The organism is Alteromonas aestuariivivens (assembly GCF_003367475.1).
Lineage (GTDB): Bacteria > Pseudomonadota > Gammaproteobacteria > Enterobacterales > Alteromonadaceae > Alteromonas > Alteromonas aestuariivivens.
Genome location: NZ_QRHA01000006.1, coordinates 110,851 through 126,778 on the forward strand (window position 1 = coordinate 110,851; position 15,928 = coordinate 126,778).

The 15,928-nt window shown below is 52.9% G+C and carries 14 protein-coding genes; 5 read left to right on the forward strand and 9 right to left on the reverse strand.

What is annotated here, in order from left to right; all coding sequences use genetic code 11:
• The first annotated feature begins 54 nt into the window (after positions 1–54).
• On the forward strand, positions 55–1,896 hold the full coding sequence (locus DXV75_RS09390; protein ID WP_115593156.1) for a bifunctional acetyl-CoA hydrolase/transferase family protein/GNAT family N-acetyltransferase: 1,842 nt from the start codon (positions 55–57) through the stop codon (positions 1,894–1,896).
• A complete protein-coding gene (locus DXV75_RS09395; protein ID WP_115593157.1) occupies positions 1,893–2,837 on the forward strand; it encodes a histone deacetylase family protein in 945 nt (314 codons plus the stop codon). The genes DXV75_RS09390 and DXV75_RS09395 overlap by 4 nt, the downstream gene beginning before the upstream one ends.
• Before the next feature lie 16 nt (positions 2,838–2,853).
• On the opposite strand, the gene DXV75_RS09400 is transcribed toward DXV75_RS09395, so the two are convergent.
• A complete protein-coding gene (locus DXV75_RS09400) occupies positions 2,854–3,384 on the reverse strand; it encodes a DUF6436 domain-containing protein (protein ID WP_115593158.1) in 531 nt (176 codons plus the stop codon).
• The gene (locus DXV75_RS09405; protein ID WP_245953165.1) at positions 3,381–4,859 is read right to left on the reverse strand and encodes a methyl-accepting chemotaxis protein; all 1,479 of its coding nucleotides are present in this window, start codon (positions 4,857–4,859) and stop codon (positions 3,381–3,383) included. The genes DXV75_RS09400 and DXV75_RS09405 overlap by 4 nt, the downstream gene beginning before the upstream one ends.
• Before the next feature lie 136 nt (positions 4,860–4,995).
• Between DXV75_RS09405 and DXV75_RS09410 the strand changes: the two genes are divergently transcribed.
• Positions 4,996–5,532, forward strand: coding sequence for a DsrE family protein (locus tag DXV75_RS09410; RefSeq protein WP_115593159.1), 537 nt, complete (start codon positions 4,996–4,998; stop codon positions 5,530–5,532).
• A 10-nt stretch (positions 5,533–5,542) separates the two neighbouring features.
• Here the strand turns inward: DXV75_RS09410 and DXV75_RS09415 are convergent, their stop codons facing one another.
• Complete coding sequence (locus tag DXV75_RS09415; RefSeq protein ID WP_115593160.1) at positions 5,543–6,511, reverse strand: zinc transporter ZntB; 969 nt, start codon at positions 6,509–6,511, stop codon at positions 5,543–5,545.
• On the reverse strand, positions 6,508–7,392 hold the full coding sequence (locus DXV75_RS09420) for a mechanosensitive ion channel family protein (RefSeq protein ID WP_115593161.1): 885 nt from the start codon (positions 7,390–7,392) through the stop codon (positions 6,508–6,510). Before DXV75_RS09420 ends, DXV75_RS09415 begins: the two co-directional genes overlap by 4 nt.
• Before the next feature lie 132 nt (positions 7,393–7,524).
• On the opposite strand from DXV75_RS09420, the gene DXV75_RS09425 reads away from it, so the two are divergent.
• Both DXV75_RS09425 and DXV75_RS09430 read left to right on the forward strand, forming a co-directional pair.
• Positions 7,525–8,034, forward strand: coding sequence for a hypothetical protein (locus DXV75_RS09425; protein WP_115593162.1), 510 nt, complete (start codon positions 7,525–7,527; stop codon positions 8,032–8,034).
• Positions 8,035–8,043: 9 nt separating this feature from the next.
• Complete coding sequence (locus DXV75_RS09430; RefSeq protein ID WP_115593163.1) at positions 8,044–8,913, forward strand: ATP-grasp domain-containing protein; 870 nt, start codon at positions 8,044–8,046, stop codon at positions 8,911–8,913.
• Positions 8,914–8,949: 36 nt separating this feature from the next.
• On the opposite strand, the gene DXV75_RS09435 is transcribed toward DXV75_RS09430, so the two are convergent.
• From DXV75_RS09435 to DXV75_RS09455, 5 genes are all read right to left on the reverse strand, one after another.
• On the reverse strand, positions 8,950–10,302 hold the full coding sequence (locus DXV75_RS09435) for a DUF3300 domain-containing protein (protein WP_115593164.1): 1,353 nt from the start codon (positions 10,300–10,302) through the stop codon (positions 8,950–8,952).
• 174 nt (positions 10,303–10,476) lie between these two features.
• Positions 10,477–11,091 carry a GTP cyclohydrolase II gene (gene ribA, locus DXV75_RS09440; RefSeq protein WP_115593165.1) on the reverse strand — a complete coding sequence of 205 codons (615 nt, stop codon included), beginning with the start codon at positions 11,089–11,091 and terminating at the stop codon, positions 10,477–10,479.
• 125 nt (positions 11,092–11,216) lie between these two features.
• Positions 11,217–14,102, reverse strand: a complete 2,886-nt coding sequence (locus DXV75_RS09445) for an EAL domain-containing protein (protein ID WP_245953166.1) — start codon at positions 14,100–14,102, stop codon at positions 11,217–11,219.
• Positions 14,103–14,146: 44 nt separating this feature from the next.
• A complete protein-coding gene (locus DXV75_RS09450; protein ID WP_115593166.1) occupies positions 14,147–14,476 on the reverse strand; it encodes a hypothetical protein in 330 nt (109 codons plus the stop codon).
• Positions 14,464–15,891: a protein adenylyltransferase SelO gene (locus DXV75_RS09455; protein WP_115593167.1), complete on the reverse strand. Its 1,428-nt coding sequence runs from the start codon at positions 15,889–15,891 to the stop codon at positions 14,464–14,466. The genes DXV75_RS09450 and DXV75_RS09455 overlap by 13 nt, the downstream gene beginning before the upstream one ends.
• Positions 15,892–15,928: the final 37 nt, after the last annotated feature.

The window sequence follows — 15,928 nt, forward strand, 5'->3', positions numbered from 1 at the left end:
TGGGTATTATACTGACCGCACCATAGCCTTCTGGTTTAGCAAATGGAGTGAGATATGGAGCAGACTCTGCCACCATCACCTGACTGGGCAAAGCTGATTAAATCCGGCTGCCGGGTATTTGTGACCGGGAATGCATCTGTACCCTATGCGCTTGTGCAACACCTGATTGATCACAGTGACGGCTTCAGTGACATTGAAATGGTGCATATGCTTGCACTGGGCGATACCCGCTGGGCGCGTTCTGAATATCGGAACCTGTTCAAGGTTAATACTTTCTTTATTGGCGGAGAAGAAGTTCGCCGCGCGGTAGACGAAGGCCGGGCTGACTATACGCCCTGTTTTCTGTCGGAAATATCCGGCCTCTTCCATGACGGCACTTTGGCGCTGGACGCGGCTCTCGTTAATGTAAGCCCGCCGGATGAATTTGGCTACTGTTCGCTTGGTGCCTCAGTTGATATCACCATGTCGGCATTGCGTCAGGCTGCGGTTGTGGTGGCACAAATCAATCCTCAAGTTCCCCGCACTGCAGGGCATTCCTACATCCATATAAGTGAAATCGATGCCTGCATAGAAGCCAGTGAGCCGTTGATTGCGGTAGAAACTCCACCAATGGACAAACAGGTCGAACGAATTGGCCAGTATGTGGCCATGCTGGTAGAGGACGGCGCCACCCTGCAGTTCGGTATTGGTAAAATTCCCAGTGCCACACTGAAGTATCTGTGCAATCACCGTGACCTTGGGATCCACAGTGAAATGATCACTGACAGTATTATCGAGCTGATAGAAGCCGGTGCCATTTCCAACCGGAAAAAAACCTTTCACCCGGGAAAAATCGTTACCAGTTTCGCCATTGGTTCCCAGCGGTTGTACGAGTTTATTGACCAGAATCCGCACATTGAGTTCTATCCTAGCAGTTACGTGAACAAGCCAAGTAACATTGCCAAAAACGACAATATGATTGCCATCAACAGTGCCCTGGAGGTTGATTTAACCGGCCAGGTAGTGGCGGATTCACTGGGTTACGACTTTTACAGCGGCATTGGCGGGCAGGTGGACTTTGTTTCCGGTGCTTCCATGAGCAAGGGCGGTAAGCCTATCATTGCCATGCTTTCAACCGCCAAAGACGAGAGCGTCTCGCGCATTCGCCCCTGCCTCAGCGAGGGGGCAGGGGTTGTCACTTCCCGTGGAAATGTACACTATGTGGTTACCGAATACGGCATTGCCTCTTTAAAAGGCAAAAGCATTCGCGAGCGGGCGCTGGAACTGATTCGGGTCGCCCATCCTAGGTTTCGCGCTCAATTGCTTGAAGAGGTGCGCAAAAACTACTGGGTGCCCCACTATCAGGAAAAACACCCTACCGATATCCCTGAGCTGGGGGCAATACAGTTAAAGAAACTGGTCATTCAGGATGAAACCTTCTACATGCGTCCGCTCAATCCTGCGGATGAGCGGCGGCTGCAGGAATTTTTCTACTCTCACACCAAGGAAACCCTGCGGCTGCGTTACAACTATGATCCAAAGCAGATGTCACGGGAAAAATCCTGCAATCTGGTCAGTGTGGACCAGTCGTCCGATGCGGCCTTATGCATTGTTCGCCAGGAAGGCTCGCGAATTACCATTCACGCGGTGGGGCGGTTTTATTACTACCCGCAGGGAAACTGCTGTGAAGTGGCGTTTGTGACGCGGGAGACCCAGCAGGGTAAGGGGATGGCCAGCCGTTTACTGACGCAATTGATAGAGATTGCCCGCAAACGAAAAATTGATCGTATGCTGGCTTATGTAAGAGCCGACAACAAGCCAATGACGGCCATTTTTGAGCAGGCCAATTTTAAACGTCTGCATCCGGCAGAGCCCGGAGATGTGGAACTTGAGCTGAAGCTGGAGCCAATGGAATGACACTGTGTATTTTTCGCGGCAGGGATTGTGTGCGTCATGATGTGAGCGGTGAGCACCCGGAAAGCCCGGATCGTCTCTATGCGATTGATGATCAGTTACTGGCATCCGGTCTGGATATGGCCTGTGAACACATTGACGCTCAACCTGCAACTCGGGAAGAGCTTATGCTGGCGCATGATCCTGGCTACATAGACAGTCTCTATCAGCAATCACCCGGAGCCGGAACCCTATGGCTGGATGCAGATACGGGTATGACGCCGGTCAGCCTGAGTGCAGCGCTTTATGCCGCCGGGGCTGGGTTGCAGGCGGTAGACTGGTCTATGGCCGGCACTACCCGCCGGGCTTTTTGTCTGGTGCGCCCGCCAGGGCACCATGCCGAGTCTGCCAAAGCCATGGGCTTTTGCCTGTTCAACAACGTTGCCCTGGCGGCCCGGCATGCACTGGTTAATCACGGTTTGCAGCGGGTGGCGATAGTGGATTTTGATGTGCATCACGGTAATGGCACCGAGCATATTCTGGGTGGGGATGCCAGGGTGTTGATGTGCTCATCGTTTCAGTACCCTCTCTACCCAAATTGCGGCGAGTTGAAGCCAGCGGATAACCTGTTGAGTGTCCCTCTTGCCGCAGGGACAGAAGGGCAGGAATACCGCCGAAAAGTGGCGGGGTGGTTTGACGCCCTGCGAGAGTTCTCTCCTCAATTGATACTGGTATCAGCCGGTTTTGATGGCCATGCCCAGGACCCATTGGCCCAATTGCGACTGCGTGAGGATGACTTTAAATGGCTGGGGTTTGAACTCGGCAGGCTTGCTGATGAATGCTGTGAGGGGCGTGTCGTCAGTATGCTGGAAGGGGGGTATGATCTCAGTGCGCTGGGGCGCAGTGTGGTGGCTTACCTCAAAGGGTTACTGGGGGATGAACAGGAATCGAGCGCTCGGATTTGATTCGATTCGAGTTGACTCAACTGCGGCAAAAGCAGCCATTGGCTTCGCTGTTCACCACTGCACCGTAAAAGTCAGGCTGCCGGGCCAGGCGGGCAATGGTGTCCAGCAGGTTCTTGCCACTGAAACAGCCAAAACCACTTGAATAGGGGCCCACGTAGCGTATTTGTGCATCGCTGCCGAATACAATAAGCGCAGGCACACTGGAAAATAGCTTCTGCAACTGTGGGGATGCCTGCAGATTTAAACGCACAGCTTGATAACCGTTGCTCTGTAGGGTCTGGCTGAGTTCAGCCAGATGGTCGTCAGCCAGCGTACTGCAGTAGCATTGGTCCTGGGTGGTAATGTGTACCAGACTGCCTGGAGCTATCCCCATTACATTGAGCTGTTGAGCCAGACCGGCATCAAAATTGGGGAGGCTGGCAGCCGTGGCAAGTTTGTGCAGCGGATCAAATTCCTGCAACTGATTGAAACTGTAAAACCACAGGCCTGCCAAAATAGAGCCAGCCCAAGCCAGCAACATCAGCCAGCCTGCAGCCGGGTGCTTCATACCACAAAGCGCTGGATAACCGCCTGCATCGAAGCGCACTGGCGGGTCAGGTTGTCCACTTCAACGCTCATGCTTTGGGCGGCAGATGATTCTTGCTCGCTGACTGCGCGCATTTTTGCGGTACTCCGGGCGATGGATGCTGATGCATCCTGCTGCTCTACAGAAGCGGAAGCAACCTGCTGAATGTTGCTCATCGCCTGGCTAATTTGATGCTGGATCTGTTCCATCGCCTGCGATGCGTTGGTTGACGATGCAACAGCATCATCCACCAGTGAAATGCAATTTTGCATCTGGCCGACCGATTCCGATGTACTGGTAACCAGTTGTTCGGTAATCGCGCTGATTTCCCTGGCGCTGTCACGGGAGCGGATAGCCAGTGCTCGCACTTCATCGGCGACCACGGCAAACCCTCTTCCGTGTTCTCCGGCTCTGGCCGATTCGATAGCGGCATTCAGTGCCAGCAGATTGGTTTGCTCTGCCACTGAGGTGATCGAACGCATGGCGTCGGCAATACCACTGCAGCGCTCACTCAACTCGGCGTTGGTTTTGGCAGCGGTGTTGAGAACCTGCTTCAGGGATCCTATGGCCTGGCTTGTTGCAAGAATAGCCTGATTGGAGTTGTGGGTGGTTTCCGTGGCAGTGGAAACGGTCTGGTTGGCTGACTGACATCGTTCTGCTGCCATTTGCATGGATAGTGCAATTTCTTCTGTTGAAGAAGATATGCTGGTAATTTCCTGGTTGGATCTCTGAGATGCATCATTAATATCCTTTGAGACTTGACGCATCATCTGGCTGTTATCCAGCACATCCTGAGTCAGCTGTACTGCCTCATTGACCAGTTGCCGGATTTGCGCAATCAACGCGGATAGCGCCCGGCCCTGAGCGGTTTGGACGGGCAGGCTGACGCTAAGGTCGATGGCATCCGGGCGGGCCAAAATGGTAGAAATGGCATTCTGCATCTCGGCAGCGCCGAGTCCCTCTGATAATGAGCGGCGTGCCATGAAGATGAGTACTATGCCTTCAGCAAGCGCGAAAGCGGCATGCAAAAGCAGAATACGAAATGAAAGATGCGAAGCTTCAAACACATAAATTTCGGCTCCCTGCGATTGCAGCAGAAAGAATCCGATGTGGTGTACAGCAACCGTCAGTGTTGAGGCAGCAATGACTCTCCAGTCGCGGAAATACGCTAAAAAAGCCAGCACGACAAAAATCTGGAAGTGAATTTCGATCAGGCCATAAGTCTGATGAATGTGAAGGGCGGTCATCAGTTGGACCGCAATTCCAATACAGATTCTGCTTAATGTCGTTTCAGGTTGAGAAAAACTGAGAAATAAAGGAAGTGCGAGTATTGGAATACCGACTACAAACGACACAAGCCATTCGCCGGTCATTGCCCCAATGACCAGTGACAACAGCCACTGAACCAGCAGTAAAATTCGAAAAATTCTGTGCCCGTCAAAGATCCAAGGATACATCAAAAGCTCCTCACCCAACCGTCTTCTGGTCCCTGATTCGGGTGTAGGTTACATTATCTACATCACTAACGACGTTGGCCGTTTCCGCAGGGCGCGGTGAACGCACCTAATATGCATTTTTAGCAGGAAAATAGCGATGACAATTTGGTTAAGAAACTTTGTACTTTTAATTCTGGCATTTGGTTCACTTTCGGTGCAGGGGGCGGAATTTGTCAGTGGAACGGCCATACCGGATTACGGCAAATACGCTCAGGTACCTGGCGTGAAATTTAACGCAGAGAGCCGCTTTCAGGTGGTGTTTGATGTGGCTGAAGGGGGGAAACCCGGCGAACTGAACCGGCGTTTCAACAGTCTGGCCCGCTTTCTTAACATGCATGTGGGGCACGGAGCGGTGCTGGAAAATCTCGATTTGGTTTTGGTAGTGCACGGCAGTGCAACGCTGGATTTACTCAATGATGAGCAGTACCAGGCAAGAAAAAGCCAGAAAAACGCTAATGCTGGCCTGCTGGCGGCGCTGCAGAAAGCCGGGGTAAAAGTGTGGGTGTGCGGTCAGTCAGCAGCAGGGCATGAGGTTGAAGAGGCCGATTTGTTACCGGGTGTCGAAGTTGCACTGTCAGCCATGACGGCGCATGCCCAGTTGCAACAACAGGGCTATACCCTCAATCCGTTTTGAGCTGGCTGGCTTACAGCCAGCGTTTCCACAGCATGGCCACCAGCAATACTGCTGCCAGCCCAATCATGCTAACCATCAGTATGGTAAAGGCTTCCTGGGATTCGGTGCCGGGCAGGCCGCCCACATTCATGCCGAACACACCGGTCAAAAAGGACAGCGGCAGGAATATGGCAGTGACCATCGACAGCACGTACATCCGCATACCCTGTTGATCGGCCACCCGGTTGCGCAGTTCGTCCTGCAGCACAATTGCCCGTTCGCGGGCCAAATCCAGATCTTCCACATAGCGGGTCATTCGGTCTGATTGTTCGCGCAGAAAATGCGCCTGATCAGAATTCAATAGTTCCGGCATTCTGAACAGGGCGTCCAGCGCGTCTCTTTGAGGCGCCAGATAGCGCCGGATAGCGGCCGACTTCCGGCGTAATGCAGCAAGCTCCAGGCGCTGGCTTTTTTCGAGGGATTCCGCAGTTTCAAATTCCACAAGCATCCCATCCATTTCATCCACCGCTTCGTGGATCTTGTCCGCCAGGTGAGATATCAGGCTCAATAACAGTTCAACCGGTGTTAATGGCGCCTGCCCCTGTTCTACCTGGCTACGGACTTCCTGGGCGGAGAGCAGGCGGCGGTTTCTACGCCTGGCAGTGACGATTTGATTTCCTTTGATCCAAACCCGCAGTGACACCATGTCTTCGGGTTCGGCGCCGGGATTTTTGTTTATACCGCGTAAATACACCAGCAGACCGTCATCAATGGAGAGGCTGCGTGGGCGGGTCTCCATTGCCAGTATGGCAGAGCGTGCAGCATCGCCAAGACCCATGCGCATCAGAAGCTCGTCAGCGCCTTTGGCATCGGACTGCAAATGCACCCACTGATAACCCGATTCCGGCCTTGTATCGCTGAGCGCCTGCTCTGGCTGAAACGTGCCGATGCCATCCGGTTCAATTCTAAACGCCCACAAAAATGCCGCTGATTGGTTCATTGGGCGTCATCCTTGTTTGGAGGCAGCAGGGTAATGGCGCCGTCCAGATGCACGTCCCGTTGTGGAAAGGCAATGACGATGCCCGCGTCGTTGAACAGTTCATCAATGGCGAAACGTACGTCACTGCGAATGATGCGCAGATCGCGCTCTACAGTGGCATTCACCCAGAAGTAGACTTCGAAAACCAGAGCATTGTCGCCAAAATCATCGAAAATTACCGTGGGATGTGGCTCCTTGAGTATGTGTTCATGCTGGCTGGCTGCTTGTTCAATCAGGTTGGCAACCGTGCGGCAGGGAGAGCCGTATGCCACACCTACACGTACTGAAGTTCGGGTCAGGCGGTCGATCAGTGTCCAGTTAATCACGGTATTTTCAAGCAGTTTGCTGTTGGGGATCAGCATATGTACACCGTCTACCCGTCGAATACGGGTGGAGCGGGTATTTATCGATTCAACCGAACCTCGGGCGTTGTCCACTTCAAGAAAATCTCCGATGCGGATGGGCCGCTCCCACATCAGGATCCAGCCGCTGATGAAATTATTGACGATGTTTTGGGCGCCGAATCCCACCCCTATGGCGATGGCACCGGAAAGAAAGGCAAAGGCAGTAAGTGGCACGTTGAGTATGTCCAGAACGGTGATGATCAGGACGGCAAATGCGATTACGTAAAATATTCGTTTAAACAGGTGTACTGAATCTGCGCTGGCACCGGTTTTGCGTAACCGGTAGGTTGCAAGATGCGCAAGTTTTTCGATTAGCCACCAGCCCAGCAGCAGTACCAAAGGCAGTAAAAGTAACTCTCCTACGGTAAATGTGTGTTCAAACAGGGTAAAAAGTGAAAAGCTCAGTACCTGCTTAACAACCGCTAATAAATCACTCATGAGGACAGAAAGGGTTCCCGGGACCAACAGACAGAGTGTCGGCATAATAGACCGCGAGGCGCTTAAAAGCCAAGTGCGACTCACCCTGGGGATATGGTAGAGTAGCGCATTTCTTCCATTGCAGAGCTTGCTATGCGCCTATTTTCCCGGGTTTTTATATTTATCCTGGCTTGCCTGAGCTTCACCAGCCAGGCAATAACCTTCAGTCTTTCAGAGCGGGACGTTAATCAGATGGTTCGTCTGGCCTTTCCGCAATCCCAGGCTTATCAGGGACTGAGCTGGACATTCAGTGAACCGGAACTGCAACTGGGCGAGCTGCGCAACCTGACGATTTCACTCACATTGAGCGCAACCCAGGAGGGCCGGGAATTGAAGGCGCGTGGCACCTTTAGTGGTGAGCTGGCGTATCAGCCCGGTACCAAACAGCTGCAGATTGCTCAGCCCATGCTGGTGGATTACCGCATAGAACAGAATCAGCTCGCCCCGGGCGAATCATGGGTCTCACTGCTTGAAGACTGGAAAGGGCAGCCATTGCCCATGATTCTGCTGGTCGACTTTAACCACATTAACCTTGGTTTGTTGGGCAATCAGTTACCCAAACGAATTGATATTCAAAAGCAAAAACTCATCATAGAAATTTAAGGAGCCTGAGTGTCTCGTGTTGCTTTCCTGTCGATGGACAACCTGGAAGATTTTTTTGTTTACGACGACTTGTTGGCCGAACCGCTGGCGCGAGCCGGGTGGCAGGTCAGTTCTGTGCCCTGGCGGGACAGTGCTATCAACTGGAATGACTACGATGTGGTGGTAGTGCGCAGCTGTTGGGATTATCAGCAGTCTCCGCAGGAATTTGAACAATGCCTGAGGCGCATCAATGAATCGTCGGCACAATTGCAAAACCCGCTGGATTTGATGCTGTGGAATTTGCACAAAACTTACCTCAAGGAGCTGGCTGAGAAAGGCGTGCCGATCGTTCCCACCGCCTGGGCGGAGCATTTCAACCGCGACTGGCTGGAGCAACAGTTTGCTTGCTTCAACGCCGACGAGCTGATCATCAAGCCGGTACTCAGCGCCAATGCCGACGACACTTTCCGCCTTACTCTGGAAACACTGGACAACATGGAAGCTGAGCTGGGCAGATTGTTCAGCCACCGTGCGCATATGGTTCAGCCATTTGTTGGGAGTGTGGTCAGTGAGGGTGAGTATTCGCTGTTTTACTTTAGCGGCCAGTACAGTCATGCCATTCTCAAAAAGCCGAAGCACGGGGACTTTCGTGTTCAGGAAGAACATGGTGGCGCTTTGCTGGCGGTTGAGGCCGATGAAGCGCTGCGCCAGCTTTCGCATCAGGCTCTGGCAGCCATGCCTGCCAGCGCTCTCTACGCCCGTGTGGATGTCATACGTACGCCGGCGGGTTGGGCTATTATGGAACTTGAGCTGATTGAGCCGTCGTTGTACTTCAATCTGGACCCTCAGTCACCGCAACGTTTTGTGGATGCCTTTGTGGCACTGCACGGTGCCGGCTGACGCTTTTAATTTCCTTCGTTCTGCACCATGAGCAACTCAGTGGTTTTTCTCGCGTTGACTGGCAGCGCGGTGTGATGCCACTGAGTTGGACTGACTTTTGCCCGACCGGCTAGTGCCAGAGCTCGGCTTCCCCCGTGAATATTCTCCCCGCTCGGGTTGTTTTACAGAACGCGAAACCGTCGGGTTGGGCCTTTGTTGCCGCTGAACCACGGGTATCTCGGGTTTGGTTGTTTTCGTTGTGGTAACCGTACGCTGCTGGGTATTATGGCGGTTTGCGTTCGGGTACGGCTTATTGAGTTGAGCAGGTTTCACGTTGTTATACTTTCTCACCGGCCCGTTGGTTGTTTGCGTGGTGGTGACGGTGGTGCGGGTGGCAACCCGGTTGGCCGGAACCGAATGTTTGCCCTGCTGGGAGCCTATGGCAGACGCCTGGTTTGAACGATGTTGGTCACGAGGCACCGACCGGGTGGTTAGAACGGGTTTGTTGGTTCGGTAATCAACCTGGCCGCGATACATGGGGCGTGCCGGGTGAGCCACATAAGACTGGCTGCGCACTACCACTTTTGAGTAGGGGGTACGGCGATGTTTAACATTGTGGTGCCAACGCTGGAAGTCATGGCTGTATACACGCCTGACGGATGGGCCCCGGTAGTAGTGCTGTACCGGGCGATGGCTGACCGCAACATAGCGGTCATGCCAGTGAATGCCTCCGAAATAGAAAAATGATGACAGGCGTATGCTGGGGCTCCAGTAGAACCCGGCGCTCCAGCTGTAATGAACCGGGTGGTGCCAATAACGCGGGGCGATGCGGTGCCACCAGTGCCCGTAAACAATGCGGGTATCGTAATAGGGTACATAGACTACTCTGGGGCTGGCGGGTTCAATGACAATGACGTCCGCGTCCTGTTCTACCCGAACGTACTCGTTGTTCTCCAAACTTCCATTTTGCCGTGCATGCTGGCGCAATACCTGTACCCGTGCCAATACCCTATCCTGGCTGATGAGTACGTTATCGCCCAGCGCCTGCAGCCAGTCCAGATCCTGGCTCATGGTCTGCAGCACTTCGGCAAATGGTGTGAGTGCTTTAACACTGGGGTCCCAGTCAAAGCCGTCTACCGCCACTTCCACCTGCTCTGCGGTCATGCTGAGATTGTCCTGGCGCCAGCGATCGGCAGCGATAATTTCCAACGGGTAGGTAGAGGCTATCAGAATGTGGGTCAGTACGCTGTCCGGGTAGAGCGCAATGGGGGCCAGCAGGCTGTCGAGTTCGGCATCGGTGTAGTTTTGCAGTTGTTGTTCAACTGCAGGTTCGGGGGTCGCCTGTGCTGCCAGTGGCGCAAGGGTAATCATCGGTAACGCAGCCAAAACGGCGGTGGCAAAACGTATCATACATGCTCCTTATACCGGCGGTGCATCCATGGCCAGGGTGATGGTTGGCCAGGTTACAGCCAGCAGGGTAACGACTGTGCGGTTTAGTATGAGTTATAGAGGGGCGGGAATTAACCTAAGCTGAACCGAACTGAATCGAAAGTTCAGCTGAATGGGCGTTGAGACGTACCGGGCTTATTTTAACAGGTGAGGGTCGAAAGCGTGGCCAAGTTTTTCGGTTTTGGTTTTCAGGTAATGTTTGTTGTCTTCAGTGATGCCGTGGTCAATAGGCTTGCGGGCAACAACTTCAATACCCAATGCAGAAAGCGCCTTGAGCTTTTTCGGGTTGTTGGTCATTAATTCAACCTTGGAGACCTTAAGGGTTTCCAGCATCAGCTTACAGATGTCGTAACTGCGCAGATCGGCGTCAAAGCCCAGATGTTCGTTAGCTTCAACGGTATCCAGGCCGTTGTCCTGCAGGTTGTAGGCGCGGATCTTGTTGAGCAGGCCAATGCCCCGGCCTTCCTGGCGCAGATACAACAGCACGCCCTTGCCGTGTTCAACAATATTTTTCAGTGCTTTCTCAAGTTGGAAACCGCAATCACAACGGGTACTGAACAACGCGTCTCCGGTCAGGCATTCCGAATGGATTCGAATGGGGACAACTTCACCGGGTTGCCACTCGCCATAGGACAAAGCAACGTGTTCCTGACCGCTGGCTTCGACAAAACCGTGAATACGAAACTCACCCCAGCGAGTGGGGAGTTTGGCGGAACTGACATATTCATATTTAGGTTGTTTGCTGGTCATGGCACTTCATTAACCCCGGAAAAACGAGCCTTGTATGTGGGGGTACATTCACGGAATACAAGAGAAATCTGCCAAATTATAGCAACTCGTTGGCGTCTCATACAGGCGTCTCTTACACGCGTCTCTTAAAGCGATTTAAATTCACTCAGTGGAGCCGGTTCAGCAACACCGATTCCCTGAGCGTAGTCCACTCCCATTCGGCCCAGTTCAACCATGGTGGCCTCAGATTCAACAAACTCTGCTACCGTGTCCATACCCAGCGCTTTGGCCACATCCTTAATGGATGACACCATGGCAAGGTCGACCGGGTCGTTGAGCATGTCACAAACGAAACTGCCGTCGATTTTAACGGTATTTATTGGCAAGTGCTTAAGGTAAGTGTAAGACGAGAAACCACTACCGAAATCGTCCAGCGCAAACAGGCAGCCCAACTGTTTAAAGGTACGCACAAACTGCAGGGTGTCCTCCATCTTGATAATGGCCATGGTTTCGGTTATTTCGAAACACACTTTACTGTATGGAATGGCGTACTTTTCAAATGCATTGAGAATGAAAAGTTTTAGTTCCCGGTTGGCCAGTGAGTGACCACTCAAATTAATGTTGCAGCGCTTGAGTGACGCAAGGTGCTCAGGGTTGCCAGCGAGCCACTTGAAGGTGTTTTCGACCACCCAACGGTCTATGTTGGCATTCAGGTTGTAACGTTCGGCAGATGGTAAAAATGCGTTGGGTGGCACCAGTTCCCCATCGTCACCCTGCATACGCAACATGATTTCATAGTAATCACCGTCGATCGGTTTATTGAGTGGTCTGAAATGCTGATAAAAAAGCACAAAGCCATTTTCTTCCAGGGCCCGGTTGATGCTGCTGACCCAATCCAGCTCCTGCTCATAGCGTTTAAGGCTTTCGTCGTCACTGCTGTACCGGTGAATCTGATTGCGCCCCTGCTCCTTGGCGATATAACAGGCCGCATCTGCCATCGACATCATTTGCTCGCCACTGGCTTCGTACTGGCTGCAATTGAGCATGCCGATACTGACACCCAGGGTGAAAATGCGGTTTTCCCAGATAAATCGATACGACTGCACCGCGTTGAGCATTTTAACGCCGTACAGATACGCCGCGTCTTCCTGATGCCCTTTGAACAGTACGGCAAATTCATCACCACCCAGCCGGGCGAGAATGCCTTTGCCGTCAAGAGTGTTTTGCAGCAGTTGGGCGACTTCTTTGATCAGTGCATCGCCCGCCTTGTGCCCGCACGTGTCATTGACCACCTTGAAGCGGTCGAGATCCAGATACAGCAGAATAACAGGGGCGTTATGCGGCTTGGGGTGCTCTATCAGCTGGTGCAGCTGTTGTTCGAATTCGCGGCGATTGTACACCCCGGTCAGGGAATCGTGGGTGGCAAGATATTCCAGGCTGATATCCGATTGCTTACGCTCAGTGATGTCAAAAATTGAGCCATACAAATAGTTGTCGCCCTCTTCCTGGCGTAGCTGGCAGGATATGGAAAACCAGAACTCGCTGCCATCTGCCCGCTTGCCTTTTATTTCCCGCCCCATGACTACCTGGTGCTCCAGAATTTCGCCGATCAGCAGGTCCCGGTCTTCCCCTCTTACATACAGCATTTTGGTATTGCTTACGGCGGCAAGCATGGTGGCTTCATCGGCGTAGCCAAACAGCGAGCACATGGCCGGATTCACACTTTTGAGCTGCCCTTCCAGGGTGGAAGTAAACAAGCCTTCGGCGGAATTGCGGAACAGATCGTAAAAATAATGCAGATTGCTGATGGTGCGCTCCTTGGCGAGCAGGCGTTGGAAGTTGGCGTTGCGCTCTTTGAGTTCAACCGATACGCCAAAGCTCAGGCTGGCAAACATCAGCATTAATGCCATGTACAGATTTTCTGCCGTAGAGAGGCTTTTGCCATCCAGCATCACGGATATCTGCATCGCCAGCAAGGCAAACAAAAAGCCCCAGGCAACCATAAATATGCGCGATAGCGCCTTGTTGCGCCTATCGCGGTAAAACAAGGCGTAAAACAGTTGCAGAAGCCCGCCAATGGCCGCCAGGGCAAAGGTTCCTGCTGTCATAAGATAGGGCGCATTGGTTGCCACCAATACCAGGCCTGCAATTGAGGGAAGGTAATTGAGCAGCCTCAATTGTGTTGGCAGGCGGGTAAACAGGCTGTGTGTGACCTTCGCCAGTGTGAACATTACCAGTGCGACCAGCGCCGTGAGTATGTGTTCGGCGTAATTGGCCAGTGGCAGAAGTTTGATGAACAGCCCTTCTTCGCACACTATCAGGCCGACAAACAGCAAATTGCTCAGAGAAAGCCAGAAGCGGGCTGCGGTGCGCTGATAAAGGTAGGAGATAAAGAAATATCCGAACAGGATCCCCAGCGTGCCGACTGCCACACCAAACAGAATCAGGTTGTGATCATCGTGTTCTTCGAGAGCTTCCTGTTGCCACAGCCGAAAGGGAAAACTCACCAATCCGGGGTCTGCAATGCTGACAAGCAGAGTAACCTGTTGTTCCGGCTGAACCTCCAATGGAAAATCCAGCGAAGGCAGGGTGCCTGACAACATTGAGGAGTCTTTCTCTGCACTGCTGGAAGCGGAATGGATAATCCGTTCACGTTCATCAAGCACCATCATGCTGACTTGATCAAGACTGAGACGATCCACCCGCAGAACCAGTCTTATGGGTTTGTTGCCGTTGTGGGCAAGGTGTACCTGGTACCAAAGCCGGTGGTCGGCAGGCAGGGGAGACAGGTAGTAGTCAGGGTGCCAGTGGTTCTGCTGGTGAAAAACCTTCAGATAGGCCTGGTTTTTTGGTGCGATAGCACTGGAAATATAGGGCTGCAGGTCGGCGCTGCGAAAGGCATTGTCAGTGTTCAGTACCAGGTTTTGAGCAGTGGCAGGTATTGACCAGACACTGCAAAAGATAACAACCAGCGCCACCAGGGCCAGTTTAAACATGGAAATGCGTTGAAAATGTGCTCTGTTCGTGGACACCAATGCTTCCCTGACCATTACTTTGTCCTTGTAATACTAGCGAATTACCCTGCACCTTGCGACTTACATTTGTCCCGCAAACAGCGCCATAAAGCTGCGGCGTCCCAGTCACTGCCGCCGGATGATTCCAGCCAGATGGAATCGCAAAGCCACTCAATGCAGAGCAGGCAATAAAACTGACCGTTAAAAAGCGTCGCCTGAAAACGATCTGCACCCCACTCGGCGTTCAACGGTTCGAAACCGACCAGCAGACAAAACTGTTTAACCCAGTATTCTGTTGCGGCTGGGGTAACAGGCAGGGGCTGATGCAGCCGGATGATATCCTGATCCAGAATGAGGGTGTCATAGAGTACGTGCACATCTAACTGCTGCATGACAGGCTGATGGTCTGGGTGTTTGAAGGTGGCTGACATAACGGGTGGCTATCATACTTTGTACTAAAGGGGCGGCGCAGGGCTTCAAGCAGTTGTTCGGCTACACTGAAATCGCCCTGTTCGGCCGCAACAATGGCGTCCTGCATAAATTGGGTGCGGGCAATCACAGCAGGATTAACGGCCAGCATCTCCGCCTGGGTTGTCGGAACCGTCGTTCTCAGTGCGCGGTATTCGCGCCACCAGTTGTCGAAGGCATCACGGTCAACAAAAGTGTCCCGTAAGGCTGGTTTTGACTGTTGCGGGTCGGTGAGAGCCAGCAGCCTGAACGTATGGTGGTAATCACGCTGTTGGCCGGCAATCATGTCTAACCATTGATTTAACAGGCGCAACGCCAGTTCACTGGCTTCCGGCAGCCCCAGACGCTGAAGCATTTTCAACTGGTATTGTTGAATAAACGTTGGTTCAAACTGGTTCAGAATATCAACAATCTCTTCTTTGGAGCACTGATCCGTAAAGGCCCAGGCCAGTGCATTCAGGTTCCAAAGCGCAACCCCTGGCTGCTGATCAAATGCATAGCGGCCCTGGTGATCTGAGTGATTGAATACCGCCTGCGGCTCAAAGTGCTCCATAAATGCGTAGGGCCCGTAATCAAATGTGATGCCGTGAATTGACATGTTGTCGGTATTCATCACGCCGTGAACAAACCCGTGTGCCTGCCACAGTGCAATCATGCGTGCCGTGCGCAGGCAGATACTGCGTAGCAACGATGCGTGGGGGTTGCTGGTTTTCAGGCATTGGCGGAAATACCGGTTTAATGTGAATTCAAACAATGCGTTAAGTTTGCGCTTTTCCTGGGCATGAAAAAAGTATTCGAAATGGCCAAAACGTATGTGACTCTGGGCTGTCCGAATCATCATAGCCCCTGGTTCCGGCTGCTCCCGCAATACTTTCTGTTTGCTGGTAAACAGACAAAGCGCGCGGCTGCTTGGGATACCCAGGTGGTGCAGCGCTTCGCTGCCCAGATATTCGCGCAGTGTGGAGCGTAAAACAGCGCGGCCGTCTGCGTGACGGGAGTATGGAGTTGGCCCGGCCCCCTTGAGATGCAAATCGTTCGGCTGGCCCTTAAGGTCAGTGATCTCTCCCAGCAACAGGCCACGCCCGTCGCCCAGGTAAGGGTTCCACTGGCCAAACTGGTGGCCACCGTACTTTTGTGCCACGGCATAGCGGCACAACTCAAAATCGGGATTGCTCAGACCACGAACCAGGGTATCCGATTCCCACCATTGCTTCGGCAAGCTGAATTCATCGGCAAGTTCGCGATTCACCAGCGCCAGACGCATTCCACCCAGAGGCGAAGGCCTGACTGGTGACACCAGTTCCGGAAGGTGCTTGGCATAGTGATGGGAAAGTTTCAAATAAGCCTCTCAGTGTCGGGGTATTCAGAGTAAATCA